The organism is Aminobacter ciceronei, assembly GCF_014138625.1.
Lineage (GTDB): Bacteria > Pseudomonadota > Alphaproteobacteria > Rhizobiales > Rhizobiaceae > Aminobacter > Aminobacter ciceronei.
This window is the reverse complement of record NZ_JACJHY010000013.1, coordinates 105,467-129,466: the sequence shown is the minus strand read 5'-3', so window position 1 is coordinate 129,466 and position 24,000 is coordinate 105,467. Positions and strand designations below refer to the sequence as shown.

26 protein-coding genes are annotated in these 24,000 nt (G+C 65.9%); 25 read left to right on the top strand and 1 reads right to left on the bottom strand.

Features of this window, described 5'->3' with window-relative positions; genetic code table 11:
- Positions 1-44 precede the first annotated feature (44 nt).
- From HNQ95_RS15120 to HNQ95_RS15055, 14 genes are all read left to right on the top strand, one after another.
- A complete protein-coding gene (locus HNQ95_RS15120) occupies positions 45-953 on the top strand; it encodes an SDR family oxidoreductase (RefSeq protein ID WP_154385036.1) in 909 nt (302 codons plus the stop codon).
- Between the two features lie 196 nt (positions 954-1,149).
- Positions 1,150-1,431 carry a metal-sensing transcriptional repressor gene (locus HNQ95_RS15115; RefSeq protein ID WP_067964193.1) on the top strand — a complete coding sequence of 94 codons (282 nt, stop codon included), beginning with the start codon at positions 1,150-1,152 and terminating at the stop codon, positions 1,429-1,431.
- A gap of 67 nt (positions 1,432-1,498) precedes the next feature.
- On the top strand, positions 1,499-2,818 hold the full coding sequence (locus HNQ95_RS15110) for an MFS transporter (protein ID WP_067964192.1): 1,320 nt from the start codon (positions 1,499-1,501) through the stop codon (positions 2,816-2,818).
- Between the two features lie 109 nt (positions 2,819-2,927).
- Positions 2,928-3,320: a DUF2946 family protein gene (locus tag HNQ95_RS15105; protein ID WP_182574388.1), complete on the top strand. Its 393-nt coding sequence runs from the start codon at positions 2,928-2,930 to the stop codon at positions 3,318-3,320.
- Between the two features lie 52 nt (positions 3,321-3,372).
- The gene (locus tag HNQ95_RS15100; protein ID WP_182574389.1) at positions 3,373-4,725 is read left to right on the top strand and encodes a PepSY-associated TM helix domain-containing protein; all 1,353 of its coding nucleotides are present in this window, start codon (positions 3,373-3,375) and stop codon (positions 4,723-4,725) included.
- Between the two features lie 121 nt (positions 4,726-4,846).
- Entirely contained in the window at positions 4,847-5,167 is a 321-nt protein-coding gene (locus HNQ95_RS15095; RefSeq protein ID WP_154385042.1) for an SH3 domain-containing protein, read from the top strand.
- 165 nt (positions 5,168-5,332) lie between these two features.
- A complete protein-coding gene (locus HNQ95_RS15090) occupies positions 5,333-6,514 on the top strand; it encodes an MFS transporter (RefSeq protein WP_067964187.1) in 1,182 nt (393 codons plus the stop codon).
- An 81-nt stretch (positions 6,515-6,595) separates the two neighbouring features.
- Positions 6,596-7,372, top strand: coding sequence for a DNA repair protein RecO (recO, locus tag HNQ95_RS15085; RefSeq protein ID WP_154385043.1), 777 nt, complete (start codon positions 6,596-6,598; stop codon positions 7,370-7,372).
- Positions 7,369-7,887 carry a PaaI family thioesterase gene (locus HNQ95_RS15080; protein WP_154385044.1) on the top strand — a complete coding sequence of 173 codons (519 nt, stop codon included), beginning with the start codon at positions 7,369-7,371 and terminating at the stop codon, positions 7,885-7,887. The genes recO and HNQ95_RS15080 overlap by 4 nt, the downstream gene beginning before the upstream one ends.
- A gap of 26 nt (positions 7,888-7,913) precedes the next feature.
- Positions 7,914-10,655, top strand: a complete 2,742-nt coding sequence (locus tag HNQ95_RS15075; protein ID WP_154385045.1) for a DUF2339 domain-containing protein — start codon at positions 7,914-7,916, stop codon at positions 10,653-10,655.
- Positions 10,656-11,008: 353 nt separating this feature from the next.
- Positions 11,009-11,644 (top strand): outer membrane protein, encoded by a 636-nt coding sequence (locus HNQ95_RS15070; RefSeq protein ID WP_154385046.1) that lies wholly within the window; start codon positions 11,009-11,011, stop codon positions 11,642-11,644.
- 188 nt (positions 11,645-11,832) lie between these two features.
- Complete coding sequence (locus tag HNQ95_RS15065) at positions 11,833-12,369, top strand: hypothetical protein (protein ID WP_182574390.1); 537 nt, start codon at positions 11,833-11,835, stop codon at positions 12,367-12,369.
- 74 nt (positions 12,370-12,443) lie between these two features.
- Entirely contained in the window at positions 12,444-12,689 is a 246-nt protein-coding gene (locus HNQ95_RS15060; protein WP_154385048.1) for a type II toxin-antitoxin system VapB family antitoxin, read from the top strand.
- Entirely contained in the window at positions 12,686-13,111 is a 426-nt protein-coding gene (locus HNQ95_RS15055) for a type II toxin-antitoxin system VapC family toxin (protein WP_182574391.1), read from the top strand. Before HNQ95_RS15060 ends, HNQ95_RS15055 begins: the two co-directional genes overlap by 4 nt.
- Before the next feature lie 54 nt (positions 13,112-13,165).
- On the opposite strand, the gene HNQ95_RS15050 is transcribed toward HNQ95_RS15055, so the two are convergent.
- The gene (locus tag HNQ95_RS15050) at positions 13,166-14,407 is read right to left on the bottom strand and encodes an MFS transporter (RefSeq protein WP_376769256.1); all 1,242 of its coding nucleotides are present in this window, start codon (positions 14,405-14,407) and stop codon (positions 13,166-13,168) included.
- A 247-nt stretch (positions 14,408-14,654) separates the two neighbouring features.
- Between HNQ95_RS15050 and HNQ95_RS15045 the strand changes: the two genes are divergently transcribed.
- From HNQ95_RS15045 to HNQ95_RS14995, 11 genes are all read left to right on the top strand, one after another.
- Entirely contained in the window at positions 14,655-15,173 is a 519-nt protein-coding gene (locus HNQ95_RS15045; RefSeq protein WP_154385050.1) for a sigma-70 family RNA polymerase sigma factor, read from the top strand.
- Positions 15,170-15,958, top strand: coding sequence for an anti-sigma factor family protein (locus HNQ95_RS15040; RefSeq protein WP_182574393.1), 789 nt, complete (start codon positions 15,170-15,172; stop codon positions 15,956-15,958). The genes HNQ95_RS15045 and HNQ95_RS15040 overlap by 4 nt, the downstream gene beginning before the upstream one ends.
- A 781-nt stretch (positions 15,959-16,739) precedes the next feature.
- A complete protein-coding gene (locus HNQ95_RS15035; protein WP_182574394.1) occupies positions 16,740-17,846 on the top strand; it encodes a peptidase C39 family protein in 1,107 nt (368 codons plus the stop codon).
- Positions 17,843-19,303 carry a RimK family ATP-grasp domain-containing protein gene (locus tag HNQ95_RS15030; RefSeq protein ID WP_182574395.1) on the top strand — a complete coding sequence of 487 codons (1,461 nt, stop codon included), beginning with the start codon at positions 17,843-17,845 and terminating at the stop codon, positions 19,301-19,303. The genes HNQ95_RS15035 and HNQ95_RS15030 overlap by 4 nt, the downstream gene beginning before the upstream one ends.
- A gap of 61 nt (positions 19,304-19,364) precedes the next feature.
- Positions 19,365-19,751, top strand: coding sequence for an ArsR/SmtB family transcription factor (locus tag HNQ95_RS15025; RefSeq protein ID WP_182574396.1), 387 nt, complete (start codon positions 19,365-19,367; stop codon positions 19,749-19,751).
- Entirely contained in the window at positions 19,748-20,308 is a 561-nt protein-coding gene (locus tag HNQ95_RS15020) for an SRPBCC family protein (RefSeq protein WP_182574397.1), read from the top strand. Before HNQ95_RS15025 ends, HNQ95_RS15020 begins: the two co-directional genes overlap by 4 nt.
- Position 20,309: 1 nt before the next feature.
- Positions 20,310-21,101 carry an SDR family NAD(P)-dependent oxidoreductase gene (locus HNQ95_RS15015; RefSeq protein WP_182574398.1) on the top strand — a complete coding sequence of 264 codons (792 nt, stop codon included), beginning with the start codon at positions 20,310-20,312 and terminating at the stop codon, positions 21,099-21,101.
- 63 nt (positions 21,102-21,164) lie between these two features.
- Complete coding sequence (locus HNQ95_RS15010; protein WP_067964163.1) at positions 21,165-21,437, top strand: DUF3303 domain-containing protein; 273 nt, start codon at positions 21,165-21,167, stop codon at positions 21,435-21,437.
- Positions 21,438-21,534: 97 nt separating this feature from the next.
- Positions 21,535-21,924, top strand: a complete 390-nt coding sequence (locus HNQ95_RS15005) for a DUF4087 domain-containing protein (protein WP_182574399.1) — start codon at positions 21,535-21,537, stop codon at positions 21,922-21,924.
- 91 nt (positions 21,925-22,015) lie between these two features.
- Positions 22,016-23,200 (top strand): low temperature requirement protein A, encoded by a 1,185-nt coding sequence (locus tag HNQ95_RS15000; RefSeq protein ID WP_182574400.1) that lies wholly within the window; start codon positions 22,016-22,018, stop codon positions 23,198-23,200.
- A 171-nt stretch (positions 23,201-23,371) separates the two neighbouring features.
- Positions 23,372-23,998, top strand: coding sequence for a glutathione S-transferase family protein (locus HNQ95_RS14995; RefSeq protein ID WP_182574401.1), 627 nt, complete (start codon positions 23,372-23,374; stop codon positions 23,996-23,998).
- Positions 23,999-24,000 lie beyond the last annotated feature (2 nt).

Below are 24,000 nucleotides of genomic sequence, written 5' to 3'. Positions count from 1 at the left end.
AGCCGATGACCAGCCTGCGAAAGAAACACTCTCGGGAGAGATCGATGACACTGCAAGGAAAAGTAGCGCTCGTTGCCGGCGGCAGCCGCGGCGCGGGCAGGGGCATTGCCACGGAACTGGGCGCGGCCGGCGCCACCGTCTACGTCACCGGGCGGACGACGCGCGACCACCAGTCCGAATACCAGCGGCCGGAGACGATCGAGGAGACGGCGGAGGCCATCGAGGCGCTTGGCGGCACGGGCATTGCGGTGCGCGTCGACCACCTCGTTTCCGACGAGGTGCGTGATCTCGTCGCGCGCATCCGCAAGGAACAGGGTCGTCTTGACATCCTGGTCAACGACATCTGGGGCGGCGAAAAACTGTTCGAGTGGAACAAGCCGGTGTGGGACCACAATCTCGACAACGGTCTCAGGATGCTGAGGCTGTCGATCGACACCCATCTGATCACCGCCCATCACGCGCTGCCGCTGATGATCGAAAAGCCCGGCGGGCTCCTGGTCGAGGTCACTGACGGCACCGCCGAATACAATGCGGTGAACTATCGCCTGTCACCCTTCTACGACCTGTGCAAAGCGGCGGTGCTGCGCATGGCCTGGGCGCATGCCAAGGATCTTGCCCCGCATGGCGCGACCTCGGTGGCGATCACGCCGGGCTGGCTGCGCTCGGAAATGATGCTGGAGCATTTCGGGGTCACCGAAGCCAACTGGCGCGACGCGCTTGAAAACGTCCCGCATTTCGCCATTTCCGAGACGCCGCGCTTCGTCGGCCGTGCGGTCGCGGCCCTTGCGACCGACCCCGATGTGGCGCGCTGGAACGGCCAGTCGCTGTCGAGCGGTGGCCTGGCGCAGATCTATGGCTTCACCGACCTCGACAACTCCCGGCCCAACGCCTGGCCTTACGTCGTCGAGGTGCAGGATGCCGGCAAGCCGGCCGACACGACAGGTTATCGCTGAACGCGACAACGCGTCTGCAGCCGGGTCTCCGCCAGTCCCCGAGATGCCGATGGCATGGCGGAGATCGGCCGGCGGCGTTTTTCATCGCCTCGCCTGTTGGAGGGCCACGCTTCCGCGGCTGGTGAGCGGGTAGGCCAGGAATTTTCGCACGGGGCCGGCCTTGACCATATCCCCCCCAGGGGGATAGCAATTAGGCATGACGGAACATGCTCATCCCCACACCTCCCATCCCGACACCATCAAGCGGCTGAAGCGGGCCGAGGGCCATCTGCGCGGCATCATCGCCATGATCGAGGCGGGCCGGCCGTGCCTCGACATCGCCCAGCAGCTTCATGCCGTGGAAAAAGCCGTCGGCCAGGCCAAGCGCACTTTGATCCAGGATCATCTCGACCATTGCCTGGAGGACGCGGTCGGAAGCCTGCCGCGCGCGCAGCGCCAATCGATCGACGACTTCAAGGAAATCACCAAGTACCTCTGAGCAGGCCGCCGGCTATGCGCCGGTCGCCGTGCTGTCCCAGAGTGCCTGATACCGCCAGAGCCCGACCATGCTTCAGATCCTGTCCAACCGAACCTACCGGCATCTCTTTGCCGCACAGCTGATCGCGCTGATCGGCACCGGCCTCGCCACCGTGGCGCTCGGGCTTTTGGCCTATGAGCTGGCCGGACCCGATGCGGGTGTCGTTCTCGGCACTGCGCTGGCGATCAAGATGATCGCCTTCGTCCTCGTCGCACCTGTTGCCGCAGCCTTCGCCGAGCGGCTGCCCAGGCGTTCGATGCTTGTCTGCCTCGATCTTGTGCGCGCGGCGGTGGTGCTGCTTCTGCCCTTCGTCACCGAGGTCTGGCAGGTCTATGTGCTGATCTTCGTGCTGCAGTCGGCCTCCGCCGGCTTCACCCCGGCATTCCAGGCGACCATCCCCGACGTGTTGCCCGAGGAGAAGGACTATACGCGAGCGCTGTCCCTGACCCGGCTTGCCTATGATCTGGAGAGCCTTGTCAGCCCCATACTGGCTGCGGCGCTGCTGACGGTGGTCAGCTTCCACGAGCTGTTCGCCGGCACGGTCATCGGTTTCCTCGCCTCCGCTGCACTTGTCGTCTCGGTGACGCTGCCGAGCCCGAAACCGTCTGTGCCGCGAGGCATCTATGAGCGCACCACCAGGGGCCTGAAGATCTATCTGGCGACGCCGCGGCTGCAGGGCCTGCTGGCGGTGAGCATGGCGGTGGCGGCGTCGGGCGCGATGGTGATCGTCAACACCGTCGTCATCGTGCAGGGCGAGTATGGCCTGACGCAGAAGGCGACCGCAGTGGCGCTCGCCGCCTATGGCGCCGGCTCGATGACGGCGGCGCTGATGCTGCCCAGAATCCTCGACAAGGTGCCGGACCGCTCGATCATGCTGGCGGGCATTTCCCTTTTGGCTGTTGGGCTTGTTTCCGGCACGCTGGTGCAGGGTTTTGCCGCGCTCTTGCCGCTGTGGTTCCTGCTCGGCCTCGGCTATTCGATGGCGCAGACGCCGGCGGGCCGGCTGCTCAGGCGCTCGTCGCACGCCGAGGACAGGCCGGCGCTGTTTGCCGCGCAGTTCGCGCTGTCGCATGCCTGCTGGCTCATCACCTATCCGCTGGCCGGCTGGCTCGGCGTCTCGGTCGGCCTGCCCATGACCTTCGTCATCATGGCCGGCATCACGGCTGCTGCGGTCGCCACTGCCCTGGCGCTGTGGCCGTCGTCGGACCCCGAAATCGTCGACCATCACCATCACGGCCTCGCCGATGACGACCCGCATTGGACCGAGGGCGGACATCGTCATGGCCACCGCCATGCCCATGGTTTCGTCATCGATAAGCTGCACCAGCAATGGCCGCGCCATGGCTGACAAGGCCACGGCCGACGTGACATTGCAGATCTGACACGGCTGTCGCGTCAAGCGCTCGTGCCGCAGTGACTTTGCGGCGGCATTGTGGCATGGCGCTGACATGAAGGGGATGCGGCTCATCTTGCGGGACAGGCTGTCGGCTGGCGTCATCGCCGGCATGATCGCCTTCATGCTGCTGTTCCAGGCGCTGCTTTCGGGCGCTGCTTCCGGCGCCATGGCCGCGTCCGCCGCCGACCCGCTCGGCGTCATCTGCACCATGGACGGCATGGGCCCGGCCGGCGGCGACACCAGGCCCGCCCGCAGCCCGGCCGACTGTCCCTGCGGCACGCTCTGCCAGCTTGCGGCTGCGACGACGCCCGGCCTGCCGGGCGAGCAGCTTGCCTTCATCCTCGAGCGGCCCGAAGCGCAAGGCACCGTCCTTGCCGAACCAGGGCAGCCTGCGCCCCAGGGCCAACGCGGCCTGATCGCCGAGGCGAGGGCGCCTCCGTCTGTCTCCGTCTGACGTCGAACCCTGCGGGCCGCTAGGCCCGTGCTTCCACGCTATGGAGACAACAATGTCCGATATGACCCTCGGACGGGAGAACGCCGTCGCGCGCTCCGCGTCCAACCTTTACCGCGCCGTCTGGCGCTGGCACTTCTATGCCGGGCTGATGGTGCTGCCCTTCATGATCACGCTCGCCGTCACTGGCGCGCTCTATCTGTTCAAGGACGAGATCGACACATCAGTCTACTCCGACCTCAAGCGCGTGACCGTCGCACAGACCAAGGTCACGCCCGAGGTCATGGTCGACGCAGCCCTTGCCAACTATCCCGGCACGGCGGTGAAATATCTCGACCCGGCAACGCCTGGGAGTTCGGCCGAAATCACTGTCGCATCAGCCGATTTCGGCAAGCTCGCCGTCTATGTGAACCCTTATGACGGGTCGGTGCTGGGCGCCTTGCCCGATCGCGGCACCATCATGTGGACCATCCGCTACCTGCACAGCCTGAAATATTTCGGCGACGGCGCGCGCATGGTGATCGAACTTGCCGGCGGCTGGTCGATCCTGCTTGTTGGCACCGGCATCTATCTCTGGTGGCCGCGCGGCAAGAAGGGCGGCGTCGTTTCGGTGCGCGGCAAGCCCAGGAACCGCATGTTCTGGCGCGACCTGCATGCGGTGACCGGCCTGTTCGCAGGCGTCTTCATCGTCTTCCTGGCGATAACAGGCATGCCCTGGTCGGGCGTCTGGGGCGAAAAGGTCAATGAATGGGCCAATGGCAGCAATTTCGGCTACCCCTCCGGTGTGCGCGTCGACGTGCCGATGTCGGGCGAACATCTCGACCATGTCGCCAAGACGTCGTGGTCGCTGGAGCAGGCCAGGCTGCCGGAATCGTCTGCTGCCGCGGGCACGCCGATCGGGCTGAACAAGGCTGTCGAGACCTTCGACAGGCTGGGGCTGCATCGCGGCTATACGGTGGCGATCCCAGGAAAGCCGGCCGGCGTCTACACCGGCTCGGTCTATCCGGATGCTGCCAGCCAGCAGAGGGTGATCCATCTCGACCAGTATAGCGGCGAGCCGCTGATCGATATGGGTTTTGCCGATTACGGCCTCGGCGGCAAATGGATGGAGTGGGGCATCTCGGTGCATATGGGCCAGGAGTTCGGGCTGGTCACCCAGCTCGTGCTGCTGGCCGCCTGCCTCGGCATCGTGCTGCTTGCGGTGTCTGCCGGGGTGATGTGGTGGAAGCGCCGTCCCGCCGGCTCGCTCGGCGTGCCGCCGCTGCCTGAGGACACGAGAGTGTTCCGCGGTCTGATCGCCATCCTTGCCTTGGGCGGCATCGCCTTTCCGCTCGTCGGCATCTCGCTTTTGGTGATGCTCGTGCTCGACTGGGCCGGAACGCGGGTGATGCGACCACGCTTCGCCTGACATGCTTTGCCTGGCAGGGGGGCGGCCGCCGCTTGATCGGCGGCGGCCGCCTTGGCGCAGCTCAGTCGTCGGGCTAAGCTCACGCGCCGGCGTCATCGGCCGGGAGCAAGCGAGGACCAACATGCGGAGAGCATTTCTGGCAGCACTGCTGACGCTGACCATCGCCACGCCTGTGATGGCGACCTCAGGGCCGGGCTGCCTTGTGGTGGTCAATGTCGCTGGCAATGATGCGCTCAACATGCGGGCGCGGCCCTCGGCCAATGCCCGCATCGTCGACGTGCTGCCGCCTGAGACGCACGGCATCATCCATCTCGACGCCGCCTGCCGGCCGGCGAGCGCCCCTTGGGCGAGCCGCTGGTGCCCGGTCACCCATTACAATGGCGACCGCACCACCAAGGGCTGGGTCAAGGCGCGTTTTGTCCGCGACAGCGACTGCCCGTAAGGCTCGAACGGCTTTCGCCAGCAAGCTGGACCAACCGGCTTTGCTTGACCCGTGGCCTGTCCTGGGGCACTGACGCCGTCCCGAAAAAGCCCTCGATCCAGGACTGGCCCAAGACCGGGATCGGTCCAAGGTCAAGGCTGGGCCAAGACAAGAACAGGCAAGACAATGACAACCGGCAAGCATGGCGGCCATGCAGGCATCGCCTTTGCGCTCATCGTGACAAGCACCGTGCTCGGCATCGCCGGCACCGACCTCGTGCTGCCGGCCGTGCCTGGCTTGCCCGAGGTGCTGGGCGGCACCTATGCCCAGGCGCAATTCGTGCTGGCGGCCTTCGTCACCGGCGCTGCAGTTGGCCTGCTGGCCTTCGGCACGCTCGGCGCGCGTTATGACCAGCGCCGCTTGCTGGTCGGCTCGCTTGTCGCCTATGGCCTGGTCTCGGCGCTGGCCGGCTTCAGCACCTCGCTCGACATGCTGATCGGCCTGCGCTTCCTGCAAGGGGCGGCGGGATCGGCCGCGGCGGTGTTCGCACCGGGCATGATCCGCGCGCTCTATGGCGACGAGCGCGCCATAGGCAAGCTCGGCCTGCTCGGAAGCATCGAATCGCTGACCCCTGCCTTGGCGCCGGTAGCCGGTGTCTGGCTGTTGTCGGTCGCCGGCTGGAATGCCTCGTTCGAGGTCATCGCCGCACTCGCGCTGCTGCTTGCCGCGGCCGTCGCCACGCTTGGGCGGCACCTGCCCGCTGTCGTCAGCGGCCGCCGCAGCGGCGGCTATGCCCATCTGCTGCGCAACGCCACCTTCCTGCGCTATGCGGTGAGCCATGCCTTCACCCTGGGGGCTCTTCTGGTGATCGTCTTTGCCGCACCGACGGTGTTCGTCGCGGCCCTTGGCGCAGGGCTCAGCGATTTCATCGCCATGCAGCTGACCGGCATCGCCACCTTCATCGTTGCCGCCAATGCCACCGGCAGGCTGACGGCGCGTTTCGGCGCCGAACGGATGATCTGGTTCGGCACTGCACTTTCAGCCCTCGGCGGCGTGGCGATGCTCGCCTATGCGCTGATCGGCGGGGCGAGCACGCTGGTGGTGACCGCACTGTTCGTGCCGTTCAACTTCGGCCTCGGCTTCCGTGGTCCGCCCGGCTTCCACCGCGCGGTGGTTGCCGCGCATGGTGACGATGCCCGCGGCGCAGCCCTCGTGGTTGTCGCCATCCTCGGCACGACGGCGGCCGGCACGGCAGTCGTCGCGCCCTTCATCACGCTTGGCCTGTTGCCGCTGGCGCTCGCCGCAGCGGCACTGGTGTTGGGCGCGTTGCTGCTGCTGGCACTGATCCCGCCGCTGCCCGAGCGCTGAGCCGCCGGGCCTGGTTCCGGCCAACCGTCTTGGCCAGCCATAGTTCTTGATTTCGTCGCTCAACCGGCTGATGGTCCGGCCATGGAGTGGCGCGACGAAGGAATCATCCTCGGCACCCGCAGGCATGGCGAAACCTCCGCCGTGCTGGAGGTGATGACGCGCGCCCATGGCCGGCATCTCGGCCTGGTGCGCGGCGGCCGCTCGCGCAAGCAGCAGCCGGTGCTGCAGGCCGGCAACCGCGTCGAGCTGATCTGGCGCGCCCGCCTCGACGAACATCTCGGCACCTTCCAGGCCGAGCCGATCGAGCTCAACGCAGCCAGGCTGATCGACAGCGCGGTTGCCGTCTATGCGCTGCAGACACTCGCCGCCCATCTCCGGCTGTTGCCCGAGCGCGACCCGCATGCCGGCCTCTACGAGACGCTGGCGATCCTGATCGAACATCTGAGCGATGCCGACGCCGTCGGCGAACTCGTCGTGCGCTTCGAGCTGCTGGTGCTCGATGAACTCGGCTTCGGCCTCGATCTCACCGAATGCGCCGCCACCGGCGCGCTCGAGGAGCTGACCTATGTCTCGCCGAAGTCGGGCCGCGCGGTGTCGCGCGCCGCCGGCGAGCCATGGCGCGACAAGCTGCTGCCGCTGCCACATTTCCTGCAGCGCGGGGCGCGGCAGGGCGCCGACCTCAAGGCCATCGAGGATGCCTTCCGGCTGTCGAGCTTCTTCTTTGCCCGCCATGTCTACGAGCCGCGCGGCATCGAGCCGCCGGATGCGCGCGGCGGGCTTCTGACGGCGCTGCGGAAATTCCACGCCGCCCGAGCCATCTCGCCCGGCGCGATTTCCCATGGAGACACTGCCGCATGAGCGAAGTCGAACTGTTCCCCGGCCTGGTGTCTCCGCTTGGCCTGGGCACGATCCCGCATGAGGACGTGCATCTCTATTCCGGCACCGAGCTTTTGCAGCGCGTCGTCGACGGGCTCTACCCCGCGCCGCCGATCGCGGCTGCGATGAATTTCGGCCTGACCGAGGTCGAAACGGGCCGCGCGGTGTTTCGTGGGCTGCCAGGCGACCGCCATCTCAACCCGCTCGGCACGGTGCATGGCGGCTGGGCCGCGACCTTGCTCGATTCGGCGCTGGGCTGCGCCGTGCACAGCACGCTGGACAAGGGCGAGGCCTACACGACTGTCGAGTTCAAGGTGAACCTGACCCGGCCGATCACGCCGAAAACCGGTGAAGTGGTCTGCGAGGGCAGGGTGATCCACAAGGGCCGCACGCTTGCCGTGTCGGAAGCGACGCTGAAGGACAAGGACGGCAAGCTGCTCGCCTTCGGCACCGAAACATGTTCGATCTTTCCGGTCGCCAATCTGGCGGCGCGGTAAGCCGGCCAATCTGAGGGGGAACGGCCATGCTTGAGAGCCTGTTGGGCGTCATCGCCATCGTGGCGCTGTTCATCATCATTTCGAAGCAGCAGAGCCGGCTCGGCCTGCTCGAGCGCGAGTTGGGCGCGCTGCGCTCGCTGGTGCTGTCGGGCGCCGCACCGGCGCCTGCCGCCAAAGCGGCGGAGGCCAGGCCGGCGGAGGTCAGGCCGGCGGAGGTCGCGGCCGAGACGGTGAGCGAGGTGCCCGAGGCGCCGGCGGCGGCTGAACAGCCCACCGCGGCAGCGGCGCCGGAAACGATACCGGAGACAGCCCCTGCCGAAGAGCTTCCCGTGGCGGCGAATGTCGAGGCGGATGCGGCAGCTTCCGGGCCGTGGGCGGCCGCTCGCGCCGCGCCGGCACAGGCAGCCGCGCGTGCTGCGCCCGACATTGAAACAACGCTCGGCACCCGCTGGGCGGTGTGGGTCGGCGGCCTGGCGCTGGCCTTCGGCGCCGTGTTCCTGATCAAGGTTTCCATCGAATCCGGCATCTTCGGTCCCGGCCTGCGCTTGAGCATGGCCGCACTGCTCGGACTGGTGCTTGTCGGCGGCGGCGAATTCATCCGCCGCACCGGCTACCGCGTGCCGATCCAGAATGGCTCCAATGCCTATATTCCGGCGATCCTGACGGCGGCGGGCGCCTTCACCCTGTTCGGCACCATCTATGCCGCGCATGGCATTTACGGCTTCATCGGCGCCGGCCCGGCCTTCGTGCTTCTGGGCATCGTCGGTGTCGCGACGATTGCCGCGGCCCTTGCCCACGGCCAGGCGCTGGCCGGGCTCGGCCTTCTCGGCTCGATGGTGACGCCGGTGCTGGTGGCATCTACGGCGCCGAGCTACTGGGCGCTGTTCGGCTATCTCGCCATCGTCCTGGTGGCGACATCAGCCGTTGCCCGTATCCGCCGCTGGTCGCTTTTGATGGGCGCTGCCTTCATCGGCACCGGCCTGTGGACGCTGCTCTATCTCGCCGACGCCCCGCTGGCGAGCTTCGCCGTCGTGCTGTTCATCAGCGCGGTGACGCTGGGCGCGCTTGCGTTTGTGTGGCTCGGCCGCGACGAGGAGCCATCGGCGCTCGACTGGCCGTCCATGGTGCCGGCCTTTTTCGTCGCCGTGACCGCCGTCGTGCTGTTCATCCACCCGACCTATGCCTCGCTTGGCGGACCGCTGCGCGGCACCATCCTTCTGGTCGGCATGCTGGCGGTGGCGCTGTATCGCCCGCAAGCCTTGTCCTTGCTGTTTGCCGCAGGCATCGCCTCGGTGCTGGTCTATCTGCGCAACGCGCTGGGCGGCACCTTCGACCTCGACCTGCCGATCGGCGCGCTGACCGTCGAGGGGCTGCCGATCGAGGTCGCCGGCTCGTCGCTGACGCCGATCGGCTGGCTGCTCGGGCTGGTCTTTGCAGCGGCCGGCCTGTGGAACGCACGGCGCGAGGTCGTAGCAGCTCCTTGGCGTGCGGCGTCCTGGGCCGGCTGGGGCGTTGCCGTGCCGCTGGCGGTGCTGTTCTCGCTCTGGCTCGCTTATGGCAATCCCGACCGCGATCTCCTGCGCGCGCTTCTCGCCGTTGCCATGGTTGCCGCCTTCGTTGCCGGCGGCGAATGGATCGCCCGCAGCGAGCAGCCGCCGCTGGCCGGAGGGCATGCCGTGTCCTTCGCCCTTGGCGGGGCAGGGGTGTCGCTGCTGCTCGCCCTGCATATGGGTTTCGGCTCGGGCTGGACGACGGTGCTGCTGGGGGCTGCCGCCGCACTGCCGGCGCTGGCGACCAGGCAGCGCTCCTATCCGGTGCTCGGCTGGCTGAGCGTGGCTGCGGCCGTTGCCGTGCTGGCGCGCATCGCCTTCGACCCGACCATCGTTGGCGCCGACGTGCTGGGTACCACGCCTGTGTTCAACTGGATCCTGCCGGGCTATGGCATCCCGGCGGCAGCCTTCGGTTTTGCCGCCTGGCAACTGGCGCGCACCACCAATGGCCGGCCGCGGCTGGTGATGGAGGCGGTGGCGGCATTGTTTGCGCTTTTGACGCTGGCGATGCTGGTGCGTCACGCGATGAATGGCGGCGTCATCACCTCCGACGTGCCGACGCTGGCCGAACAGGCGATCTACACGCTGATCGCGCTTGGCGGTGGCGCGATGCTGGTGGCGCTCGACATGCGCTCGCCGAGCCCGGTGCTGCGCTACGGCTCGCTCGGCATCGGCGTCGTGTCGGTGCTGTCGATCGTCGGCCAGCACTTCCTGGTGCTCAATCCGCTGTTCACCAACGAAAACACCGGCACCATCGTCTTCTTCAACCTGTTGTTCCTCGCCTATCTGCTGCCGGCGGCCGCCGCTGCCGGCCTCGCGCTCTATGCCCGCAACAAGCGGCCGCACTGGTATTCGGCGATGCTGGCGCTGGTCGCGGCCCTGCTGGTCTTTGCCTATGCCACGCTGTCGGTCCGGCGGCTGTTCCAGGGCGAGCATATCGGCATGTGGGCCGGGCTCGGTCAGGTCGAGACCTACAGCTATTCGGCGCTGTGGCTGGTCATGGGCGTCGGTCTCCTTGTCGCCGGGGTGACGCTGAAGTCGCAGGTCCTGCGCATTGCTTCGGCGGCGCTGATCTCGATCGCGGTGGCCAAGGTCTTTTTGTTCGACATGTCCGAACTGGAAGGCGTGCTGCGGGCGCTGTCCTTCATCGGCCTGGGCGGCGTGCTGATCGGCATCGGCCTGTTCTACCAGCGCCTGCTGACGCGGGCGGCACGCTGAACCTGTCGGGCCGGCGTGTCAGCGCCGGCCTCGCTTCCAGCGAGCCAATCTTCACGACGCGTTGCCTTCAGCTGCGGTTCGGTTGATCCCGGGCCGCCGCCTGTCCGCGCGTGTCAGCCCAAGAAAGGCTTAATGAAGATTACCGAAAGGTTACCGCTAAATAATTGATTTTATTATATTCGATGCAATGTTGCTGCAATGCAGAAGGCTCAGGTTGCGCTCGCAACCAATGATATGGTGCACGGGACTTGGCCGGCGGGTTCTCCCCCCGTTGCCGCTGCGTCGAGGCCCCGTCAACGGGCTGCGAGGCTTTTGCTTCGCAGCCCCACGCAAATGTCGGAGCAAGATCTATCATGTCCACGCGAAATCTGTTTTTCGTCGTATTCGCGGGCCTCGCGCCTTTCGCCATGCCTGCAATGGCCGCTGACATCGCCCAGAACTATGAGGCGCCGCAGGACTTTTCCAACCAGGCCTATGACTGGTCGGGCACCTATGCCGGCGTCCATCTCGGCTCGGCCTCCTCGGGCTTCCCGAACCCGTTTGCCGACAAGAGCGGCTGGCAGCTCGGCGGCCAGGTCGGCACCAACTTCCAGTCCGGCTCGATGGTCTATGGCGCCGAGCTTGAAGGCAGCTACTCCAAGGGTTCGAAATACAATCTCGGCGGCGGCGCCGAATTGCAGCGCACCTGGAACGGTGCGGCCAAGGTCCGCGCCGGTGTCGCGCTTGACCGCACGCTGGTCTACGGCACGGCCGGCTACTCGATGGCCAAGTTCAAGGGCAAGGGCAACGTCATATCAGACGACAAATGGGAAGGCGGCTACCTCGTCGGCGGCGGTATCGAACAGGCCTTCGACGGCGGCCTCAGGGCGCGTGTCGAGTACAACTACGTCAACTATGGCGACGTCAACGCCGTGGTCAAGGGCGGCGGAAAACGCAGCGAAGACCTCGCCAGCCACAGCGTCAAGCTCGGCCTGAACTACGGCTTCTAAGGAAGGAAACCCGAAGACCGTTACCGGTCCTCGGGATGGATCTTGCGCCGGTTGAAGGTGCTGCCGCGTCCCACGCCTCCAGAGGGGGACGCAAGGCGCCGACAACGCTGACCCACCACATCGAAGACAGGCCCAGCTCCCATTCGGCCTGTTTTCGATGACCGGGCCAGGCCCGGAAAGGATGTCTCATGTCCGTGTCACGGATTCTGGCTTGCGCGATTGCCGCCAGCCTGCTCACAAGCTTGCCGGCGCAGGCCGCCGGCAGCCTGCCCACAAGCCTGCCGGCGCAGGCCGGCGGCAGCCTGCCCACAAGCCTGCCGGCCCAGGCCGGCGGCAGCCTGCCCACAAGCCTGCCGGCACAGGCCGGCGGCAGCTACACCGGCAACGCGCCGGTGCTGCTGGTCGGTGGCGGCTATTGGGACGACGATGACGACATCGACTGCGACTGGCCGCGTGACCGCTACGAGCGCCGCCAATGCGAGCGCTGGCGCGACAGGCAGGATCGCCGCGACCGCCACAAGCGCGACAAGGACACCGAAGCCGCCATCGGCCTCGGCATCCTCGGCCTCGCCGTCGGCGCGATCGTCGCCGGATCGGTGGCCGAGCAGAATTCCCGGGATCGCCAGCGCGACCAGTGGAGCGGCCCGTGCCACCGGCGCTACGGCTACGACCGCCGCAGCAACACCTTCATCGGCGAGGGCGGCCGGCGCTTCTACTGTCGATAAGGGCCGGCAGTCGCGTGGTGACCTTGAATGAATATGCAAAATGGGATATCTGAATATCTTCAAGGAATATTCAGATGCCGCTCTACATCAGAGACAATGAAGTCGATGCCCTGGCTGCCGAGCTGCAGGCGGTCTCGGGTGCCGTAAGCAAGACTGAGGCGGTGCGCACAGCACTTCTGCATGAACTTGCGCGCAACCGCGCCAAGGTGCCGCTGCGCGACCGGTTGGCCAAATTGCAGGCCAGGGCTGCCGGCATCGGCCTGCCCAACAGCGATTTCGACATGAAGAAATTCAGCGACGAGATGTGGGACGGCGAATGATGTTCGTCGATGCGTCGGTCATCGTCGCCATACTGAACCAGGAAGCCGGCTGGGAAGAGCTGGTCAAGCGGCTGGGCGACCTGCCCAGCGCCTTTCATGTTTCGCCACTTGTTCGCTTCGAGGCGGTGATGGCCTTGGCTCGCGCTGCCGCCGAGCCTACGGGACGGAAGCCGACGCCCGACCTCGTCGAGCGGGCGCGTGAACTGGTCGATGACTTCATTGTCGAGATCGGGGCGCTGGACATGGCGATCTCAGGCGATGTCGGTTCGCTCGCCATCGATGCCGGCATGCGCTACGGCAAGGCGGTAGGCCATCCGGCCGACCTCAATTTCGGCGACTGTTTTGCCTATGCCTGCGCCATCTCGCTCGGTGCCGGACTGCTCTACAAGGGCAACGACTTTTCCAGGACCGATCTGGCCTGACCGATCTTGCCTAGCCAAGTTGGCCTGACGCGGGTCGCCAGGCCAATGGGCAGATCACTCCGCCGGGGCCAGCACCGCCGGCCGCGCGACCGGGCGTTCCTTGATCGGCCAGTGCACGGCGGCGGCAAACAGGCCAAGGATCACACCGAGCCACCAGACCGGGTCGTAGGACCCGAAATGGTCGTAGAGATAGCCGCCGAGCCAGACGCCGAGGAATGAGCCGATCTGGTGCGAGAAGAAGACGATGCCGCCGAGCATGCCGAGATGGCGGGTGCCGAACATGATGGCGACAAGGCCGTTTGTCGGCGGCACCGTCGACAGCCACAACAGGCCCATGATGATGGCGAAGACGACGACTGATGTCGGCGTCTGCGGCAGCAGCAGGAAGGCGGTCACCAGCGCCGAGCGAGCGAGATAGATCCAGGCGAGGAAATGCGGCTTGGAGTATTTCTGGCCGATGACGCCGGAGGCGAGCGAGCCGATGACGTTGAAGAAGCCGATCAGCGCCAGCGCGATCACGGCGTAACGCGCATCGATGCCGATGTCCCTGATATAGGCCGGGAAATGGGCGGTGATGAAGGCGACCTGGAAACCGCAGACGAAGAAGCCGGAGACCAGCAGAAGGTAGCTTCTGTGGCCGAAGGCTTCCGACAGCGCCTGACCGAGCGTCTGCTCGACCTCCGCCTGCGAGACCTTGCCGGAGCGCGAATTGCCGACAAGCGGGATCGCCAGCACCGGGATCACCAGCATGGCGATCGACATGTAGACCAGCGTGTCGGACCAGCCATAGGCGTCGATCAGGCCCTGGCTGATCGGGGCGAAGATGAACATGCCGGCGGAACCGGCGGCGGTGCCGATGCCGAACACGATCGAGCGGTTCTGCGGGTTGGTGTTGCGGGCGAAGGCGGCCAGCACGATGCTGAACGAGCCGGCGGCAACACCGAGGCCGACGAGCACGCCGCCGCCAAGATGCAGCATGCCGGCGCTGTCGGCATGAGCCATCAGATAGAGGCCGAGCGCATAAAGCACGGCACCCAGCGTCAGCACGCGCCAGCTGCCGAAACGGTCGGCGATGGCGCCGAAGATCGGCTGGCCGAGGCCCCAGCACAGGTTCTGGATAGCCATGGCGAGGCCGAAGGTGGTGCGGTCCCAGCCCTTTTCCGCAAGCATCGGCAGCTGGAAGAAGCCCATCGCCGAGCGCGGGCCAAAGGTCAGCGCTGCGATCAGGCAGCCACAAATGATGATGAGCCAGGGTATTTTCGACCCCGACCTGGTGTTCACCGCCGCTGCCGTCATCGTCAAATCTCCCGTGAGTGGAGTGTTTTTACCCGATCCGCCGCGATGTTCAAAATCAATTGAACTAGGGAAATGGTTCAAGATTTCTGATGTGTCGGGAAGAGAATAGCGCAGCCATTCGTTAGTTGTGCGCTTGGGTGGCCGGGGTGGCGAAAGCCGTGGCCGGGTGCTTGCGCAGCGCCGACAAGCCGCGTTCAATTGGGCGCGTTCAATCGGCGTGGAAGAGGACGGCTTGCGATCCCGGCTCATGGACGACAAGAAGGCAGCGATACTTCAGGAAATCCCCCGCCTGCGCCGCTATGCCAGGGCGCTGCTGCGCGACCGCGATTCCGCCGACGATCTTGTCCAGGACAGTCTCGAGCGCGCGCTTTTGCGCATGGACAACTGGCGAACAGGAGAAAGCCCCAGGAGGTGGCTGTTTACCATCATGCATCATCTCTTCATCGACCAGATGCGCAAGGTCAGCCGCCGCGGCGAAGCGGCGATCCTGCCGCTCGAGGCAAGCGAGGCGCTGGCAACGCCGGCGATCCAGGCCGAGAGCGTCGCCTCGCGCGAGATCGTCGACGCGTTGCAGCAGATCAGCCCCGACCGGCGCGCGGCACTGGTGATGGTGGCGATCGAAGGTTTTTCTTATGCCGAGGCCGCAACCATGCTCGGCGTGCCGGCCGGCACGCTGATGTCGCGCATCGCGCGTGGCCGCGAGGAACTGCGCGGGCTGCTAGACGACCAGGCACGCCGGCGGGCGATAAGGATCGTCGAGAAATGAGCGCGCGCAGCTTCACCGACCGTGACATTCATCTGGCTCTCGATGGCGAGCTGCCCGAAGACGAGCGCGCCGCCTATCAGATCTGGCTGGAAGCCAATCCCGACATGAAGGCGAGGAGCCTGCGTTATGCCGCCGACAACGCCGCCTTGCGCAACCTGTTTGCCGGCGTGCTCGAGGAGCCGGTGCCGGCACGGCTGGTAACGGCGGTCAATGGCGAGGGGCCGAGGCGCAAGCAGGCGACGCCGTGGTGGCGCATGGTGGCGGCAGCTTCATTGCTCATCGCAGGCGGTCTCGGCGGCTATCTTGCCGGCATGAGCGGCCTTGGCATGGGCGGCGATTCCGACGACCGCATGGCGCAGCTGGCAATCGCCGCCCACCAGACCTTTGCTTCAGACAAGAACCGGCCGGTCGAGGTCGACGGCAGCGACCAGGCCTATCTGACCGGCTGGCTCTCCAAGCGCACCGGCCTCACCCTGGTGGCACCCGATCTCAGCAAGGACGGCTTCACGCTGCTTGGCGGGCGCCTGGTGCCGGCGGATGGCGCCACCGCAGCGCTGATGCTTTATGCCGACGCCGACGGCAACCGCATCTCGGTCTATGTCGTGGCCGAAGGCACCGAGCGGAGCAAGGGCACCTTCACCCTGGCGAGTGGCGGCCCCGAGGCCGTCTACTGGCAGGATGAAGGTTATGGCTGCGCCATCGTCGGCACGCTGCCGCCCGAGCAGATGGGAACGGTCGCCAGGAACGCCTACAAGCAGCTGATCGCCGGCGCGGCGCGGACTTGAGGGTGGCGCGGTTGGTCGTGCTTTCGGAGTGCGTGTTTCTGTTGATCGTAGTGGCTCCATCCTGACGGCTTGCGGTCGTTGGGAGGTCACGGCATGGCAACTGTGTTCAAGCGGAGCAAACAGGTGATCTTTCTTCTGCCCTCTCCGCATTCAGTCTACACCAAGCGCAACACACAGGATCCTAGGGTCTCCGCGACGGAGCTGCGCTCCTGCTCCGCCCTAGGATGACGAAGGTGCGGGAGCGCTCCGCCAATCGCCAACGTTTCCTGTTGGCGGAAGCCTTGAGCCAAGCGTCGGAGATTGGCCGACAACGTCTACGCCTTCGTCATCCCAGGGCGAAGCAGGGAGCGCAGCGAACTGCGTAGACCCTAGGATCCAGGCCGTGACCGTCGAACGGCCACATGCCATCAGGAGAAGCCGGGAGAGACGGCAACGGCTTTGCAGATCATCCACATGCGCAACATGGCGATCACCAGCTGCCATGCCGTGACAGTCGAGTGGCCACACGCATCAGGTTCAAGCCGGGAGTGATGGCAACGGCTTCATCCATCCACCACGACACGGCGATCACCAGTTGGCGAGGCCGGAAACAGGGGGGCGGCACCACTGATTTCACCATCCCCCCCCCCCCATGAGATTCATATGCCCGACCGGCCGCCGCCCATGACACAATAAGGCCCGAATCGAGGCGTGACTGCGCAGGGCAAATGCGGCGCGCGCCAGCGCTTCGCAGGTCATTCCTTCAGGGCTCCTCCTGCCCAGACGAGGTTCTCAGGACCAGATGGCTGCCGACATTCGTACGGCCCGCGCTGAAGATGTCGATGCGCTCGTCGCCATCGAGAACGCCGTCTTTCCGGGCGACAGGATCTCGCGCCGCTCCTTCCGCCAGCTGATCGATCACGAAACCGCCGAGGCGCTCGTCGCCGAGATCGACGGCCGCCTTGCCGGTTACGCCATGGTGCTGTTTCGCAAGGGCAGCGGCGTCGCCCGGCTCTATTCCTTTGCCATCGCCCCCGACTTCGGCGGCAAGGGCATCGGCCGCCTGCTGCTTGATGCCGCCGAAGACGTCGCCTACGGGCATGGCCGCATGCTGCTGAGGCTCGAGGTGCGCCAGGACAATGCCCGCGCTATCGGCCTCTATGAAAAGAACGGCTACCGCCGGATCGGCCACGAGCCCGACTATTACGAAGACGGCATGACGGCGCTTCGCTACGAAAAGACGCTGCGCGGCGACGTGCCCGTGGCAACCAGGGTGCCGTTCTACGCCCAGACCTGTGATTTCACCTGCGGCCCGTGCTGCCTGATGATGGCGATGGCCAATTTCGACCGCACATTCGTACCCGACCCGGTGATGGAGGTCAGGCTGTGGCGTGAGGCGACCACCATCTTCATGATGTCGGGGCCGGGCGGCTGCGAGCCGTTCGGGCTGGCGGTGGCAGGGCACGAGGCCGGGCTTGGCGCCGAGATCTTCGTCTCGGCCGAAGGCGCCTTGTTCCTGCAGTCGGTGCGAACAGCCGAAAAGCGTCGGGTGATGGAGCTGGCCCAGGCCGATTTTCGCGCCCGCGCCGAGAAATACGCCATCCCCGTGACCTACCGTCCCTTCGCGCTCGACGACATCAGGGCAAGGCTGGCTCAGGGCAAGCTGGTGCTGGTGCTGATCTCGGGCTTCCTGATGTTCGGCAAGAAGGTGCCGCACTGGGTGCTGGCCATCGGCGACGATGGCGGCCACATCCTGATCCATGACCCCTGGATCGAGGACGAGCAGCGCGAGACGGCGTCGGACGCCGCCAACATTCCCGTCCCCTACGACATCTTCATGCGCATGGCGCAGTTCGGCCGCGACGGCCTGCGCGCCGCCATCACTCTCGGAAAGCCTTCGAAACGATGACCTGGGTCATTCTTACCGGCCGCCAAAGCGATCTCGACCAGACGGCGACGCCGCACAAGATCATCACCAACCGCGACTATCTCGCCCACCCCGCGCTGTTTCGCGGCCAGCGGCCGAAGATCATCAACCTGTCGAACCGTTATGCCTATCAGAGCCGGGGCTATTACGCCTCGCTGCTGGCCGGCTCGCGCGGCCACAAGGTGATCCCGACGGTCGAGACGATGATCGACCTGTCGGAACGCAAGCTCTATGAAAACGCGCTGCCCGAACTGGAGCTGGCGCTGAACAAGTGCCGCAAGGATCTCGGCGGCTCGTTTCCGGCCAAGGTGACGATCTTTTTCGGCATCGGCCCGTCCAAGGCCTGGGATCGCTTCAGCAGGCTGCTGTTCGACTGGTTCCGTGCGCCGGCGCTGGAGGTGGCGATCAAGGACGGCGAATGGGCCTCGATCCACAGAATAGGTTTTGCCGCACTCGGCCGGCTCGACGATGCCGACAAGAAGCGCTTCGTTGCGGCGCTCGAGACCTATACCAGCCGGGAGTGGCGCGACACCAAGGCGCGCACGCCCTCGCGCTACACCTTCGCCACGCTGATCGACCCCAACGAGCAACTGCCGCCGTCGGAGATATCGTCGCTGCGCTACTGGGCCCGTATCGCCGAGAAGATGGGCGTCGAGGTCGAGCCGATCACCAAAAAGGACCTGGCCAAGCTCGCCAATTACGACGCGCTCCTGATCCGCGAGACGACCTCGATCTCCAACCACACCTACCGCTTCGCCCGCCGGGCGCAGCAGGAGGGCATGCCTGTCATCGACGATCCGCTGTCGATGATCCGCTGCACCAACAAGGTCTATCTCAACGAGCTGATGACCTACAACAACGTGCCGGTGCCGCCGACTGTGATGATCGCCGGCGTCTCGGACCTTAAGCTTGCCGCCGAAACGCTCGGCTTTCCGCTGGTGCTGAAGATACCGGACAGCTCGTTCTCGCGCGGCGTCAAGAAGGCGTCCAATTTCGACGAGCTGAAGGCGCTGGCAACCGCCTGGCTCGAGGATTCCGACTTGTTGATCGCGCAGAAATTCATGCCGACGCACTATGACTGGCGTGTCGGCGTGCTCGGCGGCCAGCCGCTGTTTGCGATCCACTATCTGATGGCCAAGAAGCACTGGCAGATCGTCAACCACGACCGCGCCGGCAAGCCCGACGAGGGCGGCATCAAGACGTTCACGCTGAAGCATGCGCCGGTCCATGTCATCGACACCGCCGTGCGCGCCGCGCGCTGCATCGGCGACGGGCTCTACGGTGTCGACCTCAAGGAGACCAAGGAGGGCGTCTTCGTCATCGAGGTCAACGACAATCCCAACCTCGACCACGGCGTCGAGGACTCCGGCGAGAAGGACGAGGTCTGGGTGCGCCTGACCCAATGGTTCCTCGACCGGCTGGAGCGCAACGGCAAGTAGTCCCGGAAAACATTATACCGAATGGTTGACTATTCGGATTCGCGGCCATATATTATACCTTATGGTTGAGCATTCCGAACATCTTGACGCGATCTTCCACGCGCTGTCCGATCCGACCCGCCGGGCGATGCTCCAGGGGCTGGCCAAGGGGCCGCGCAATGTCGGCGACCTTGCCGCACCCTTCGACATGACGCTGGCCGCCGCCTCCAAGCACATCAAGGTGCTGGAGAAGGCCGGGCTGGTGCGCCGCAGCGTGCAGGGGCGCACCCATGTCTGCAGCCTCGACGCCATGCCGATGCATGCCGGCGTCGAGTGGATGCGGCACTACGAGAAATTCTGGAACCAGCAGTTCGACGTCCTCGAAGCCCTGCTCGTCGCCGAGGACCAGGCCGCGGCGGCCAAACCATCCGAAACCACTGAAGCGAAGAAGAAAGGGAAAAAGTCATGAATATCCATACTTCTTACGGCGTCGTCACCGAGCCCGGAACCGTGCGCATCGAGCGCCTGCTGCCGGGCCCGGTCGAGCGCATCTGGAGCTATCTCACCGACTCCGAAAAGCGCAGCACCTGGCTTGCCGGCGGCCCGATGGAACTGCGGGCGGGCGGCAAGGTCGAGAACGTCTTCCGCAACTCGCAACTGACCCGCAACGACGATCCGCCGCCGGCGCATCTCGCCGCTTTCGCCGAACACCGGGTGCCGGGCGAGGTCATCGCCTGCGAGCCGCCGCATCTTTTGGCCTATAGCTGGGGTGGGGCTGCGGAAGCCGGCGAAAGCTCCGAGGTGCGCTTCGAGCTCGAGCCGCGCAACGACAAGGTGCTGCTGACGGTCACCCATCGCCGGCTCACCGACCACGGCGCGATGCTCAATGTCGCCGCCGGCTGGCACACCCATCTCGGCATCCTGGCCGACAGACTCGAGGGCCGCGAACCCGACGGCTTCTGGCGCACCCACACAAGGCTTGTCGGTGAATATGCCGAGCGTATCGGCAGTGCGGGTGGAGCGTGACATGTCGCTCGTGAACCGCGTTGCGGTTGTCTATGGCGGCGGCGGCGCGATCGGCGGCGCCGCCGCCCGGGCCTTCGCCCGCGACGGGGCGCGTGTGTTCCTGGCCGGGCGCAGCCGGGCGAAGATGGAGACGGTGGCAAGCGACATCCGCGCGCTGGGCGGCGACGTCGACATCGCCGTCGTCGATGCGCTGGACGAGGACGCGGTGGAGCGCCACGCCGACATGGTGGCGGCGAAGGCCGGCGGCATCGACATCGCGCTCAATGCCATCGGCATATCCCATGTCCAGGGCACGCCGCTGGCGGAGCTGTCCTATGCCGATTTCGAGCTGCCTGTCGCAGCCTACACCAGGACCAACTTCCTGACCGCGAAAGCGGTGGCGCGGCACTTCAGGGGCAAGGGCGTGATCCTGACCCTGTCGACACCGGGCGCGCGGCTGTCGGGCGCAGGCTTTCTCGGCAACGGCGTGGCAAGTGCGGCGGTGGAGGCGTTTTCGCGCATCCTCGCCGGCGAGCTCGGGGCGCAGGGCATCAGGGTGATCTGCCTCCGGCCCGACGCCATCCCGGAAGCGATTGACGTTTCGCATGTCCGCGCGGCCTTCGAGGGGTTTGCGCAGCGCGCAGACATGTCGGTCGACGACATGCTTTCAGCCCGCGCCGCCAGCGGGCCGTTGCTCAGGCGCTTTCCGACGCTGGCCGAGATCGGCGATTTCGCCGCCTTCGCCGCATCCGACCGTGCCGGCGCGATGACCGGAGCGATCGCCAATCTGAGCTGCGGCACGCTGGTCGACTGACCGCTTGCCAAGTTCCGTGCCCCCTGATCTTCTCCCACGGAGAGTTGGGGGCACGGACAAAAGATGCTTTTCTTTGTCATCGAGGATTTTCGCGGGCGCGACCCGAAGGCGATCTACCGCCGCTTCCGCGACAAGGGGCGGCTGGCGCCCGACGGCTTCATCGTTCACCACAGCTGGATCGCCGCCGACATGAGCCGCTGCTTCATGCTGGTGGAGGCCGAAAACGTCACGCTGCTGCAGCGCTGGGTCGTCGAATGGGCCGACCTCGTCGGCTTCGAGATCGTGCCGGTGGCATCGAGCAAGGACACCGTCGCGGGGCTGGCGCCCCACCTTTGAGCCGCGTGTGCTCGCGCGCCATATCAATCGAGACTTGCAAATGCCGCTTGCAAATGACCGGGCGGCTTGTTTTCCTGCCGATGCATTGGAGGCGTGCATGCGGCGGATTCTCTCTCTTGCTCTTGCGGTTGGAGCACTCGTCGTTGCGTCGCTGGGTGATGCATCGGCGGTCGAGCGCCGCTGCGGCTGGTACGCCAACCCGACGCCGGGCAATCTCTGGCTCATCGACAAGGATGCGAGCTGGACGATCACATCGCAGGGCGAGGCCGACGGGCCCGACGCGGCCGGTGCCGACAAGGCGCCTGACTTCAATCCCAGGCAGTTCGTCGAGACCAATGTGCCGGGATCCGGTTATGGTTATGGCTGCGCCTGCATGACCGTCGAGACCGATGCCGGCAACCAGCGCATCAGAAAGGTCTTTGCCGGTGACATCCTGCCGCTCGCCAGGTGCCGGGCCGACAAATCCTTGCCGCCGCCGCCGGATTGAGTGGCAAGGCCGTCCGGTCAGCCCGCGCATGGGCCCGGACCGAACGGAATGCCGCGAGGCTATCGATGATTGAACATCAGGGGAAACAGGCATGGCATTGAGCGGTGCAAGCAACGACTACCAGCGCAAGCGGCAGCAGGGCGAGAGCGCCAGGGTCGAGTTCGTCGAGCTGTTTTTCGACCTCGTCTTTGTCTTTGCGGTGACGCAGCTGTCGCATTTCCTGCTCAAGCATCTGTCGGTGGCAGGCGCGCTCGAGGGACTGCTGATGCTGGTCGCCGTCTGGTGGGTGTGGAACTACACCGCCTGGGTGACCAACTGGCTCGACCCGCGCAAGGCGCCGGTGCGCGGCATGCTGTTTGCCCTGATGCTGGCCGGGCTGATGCTGTCGACCTCTATCCCCGAGGCGTTCGAGGGTCGTGGCCTGCAATTCGCGCTCGCTTATGTCGTCATGCAGGTCGGGCGCACCCTGTTCGTGATCTGGGCGCTGAAGAACCACAACCGCGACAACTACCTCAACTTCGTCCGCATCGGACTTTGGCTCACATTGTCGGGTGTGTTCTGGATATCAGGCGGACTGGCCGAGCCCGAGAACCGTTTCGCGCTGTGGGCGGTGGCCCTGCTGATCGAACTGGTGTCGCCGGCGCTCGGCTTCTGGACCCCCTGGCATGGCGCCTCGTCGACGACGGGCTGGGACATCGAGGGAGGCCACATGGCCGAGCGCTCGGCACTGTTCATCATCATCGCGCTCGGCGAATCGATCCTGGTTTCGGGCGTGACTTTTGCCGAGCTCGAACTGAACTGGGTCAATCTGGCGGCATTCCTGACCACCTTCTTCGCCTCGGTGGCGATGTGGCTTGTCTATTTCAACGTCGGGCAGGAACTCGCCCACCACAAGATCGCCTCGGCCTCAGACACCGGCCAGATCGCCCGTGTCGCCTACACCTACATCCCGGTCATCCTGGTCGCCGGCATCATCGTCGTGGCGGTTTCGGACGAGCTGGTGCTTGCCCATCCGCTCGGCCATGCCGAGCCGGCGCTGATCTGGACGGCGATCGGCGGCTCGGCGCTCTATCTCGCCGGCAACCTGCTGTTCAAATTCTACGTCGTCGGCCGCGCGCCGCTGTCGCACATCATCGGCATCGCCATCCTTGCGGCCATGGTGCCCTTTGCCGGCCACCTGTCGCCGCTGGCGATCGGGGCGGCGACCACTGTCGTGATGGTTCTGGTTGCAGTGCTCGAACTCAGGGGGCAGCCGGCCAGACATCACGCGCATTAGCTCTGGACGAAGAACTGGAGCTCTGGACGACGAACCGGAGCTCTGGACGAAGAACTGGAGCTCTGGACGACGAACCGGAGCTCTGGACGAAGAACCGGCGTGGCCAGGCTTCTGGAACGGCACTCTGCCTCGTGTACTATCCCCCGAGGTTTCGCTCCGGGACGTTACGACATGATCCTCATCGGCCAGTATGACAGCCCTTTCGTCCGCCGCGTCGGCATCGCTCTCAGGCTCTACGGCATCCCGTTCCGGCATGAGACCTGGTCGGCCTTCGGCGACGCCGACAAGATCCGTGCCTACAACCCGCTGACCCGGGTGCCGACGCTGGTGCTCGACGATGGCGAGGTGCTGATCGACAGCCACATGATGCTCGATTATCTCGACCACCTTGCGCCTGCAGGCGCGGCGATGTTCCCCCAGGCCGAGCCGGCCCGGCACCAGGCGCTGAAGATCGCGACGCTCGCCACCGGCGTCGGCGAGAAGGCGGTCAGCCTGTTCTACGAGAAGCGGCTGCACACCCATGTCTCGGAGGTCTGGGTCGAACGCTGCCGCACGCAGATCGCCTCGGTGCTGGCGGTGCTGGAGGCCGAGCGCGCCAAACGCGGCAGCGCCTACTGGTTCGGCGACCATATCGGCCATGCCGACATTGCCGTTGTCTGTGTGCTGCGCTTCATCAACGACGCCCATCAGGGCCTGCTCGACATGGCCGAATTCCCCGCCCTTGCCGCCGATGCAGCACGGCTGGAGGCAACGGCGGTGTTCAAGGAGATCAGCCAGGAGCTCATCCCGCCGGCCTGAGG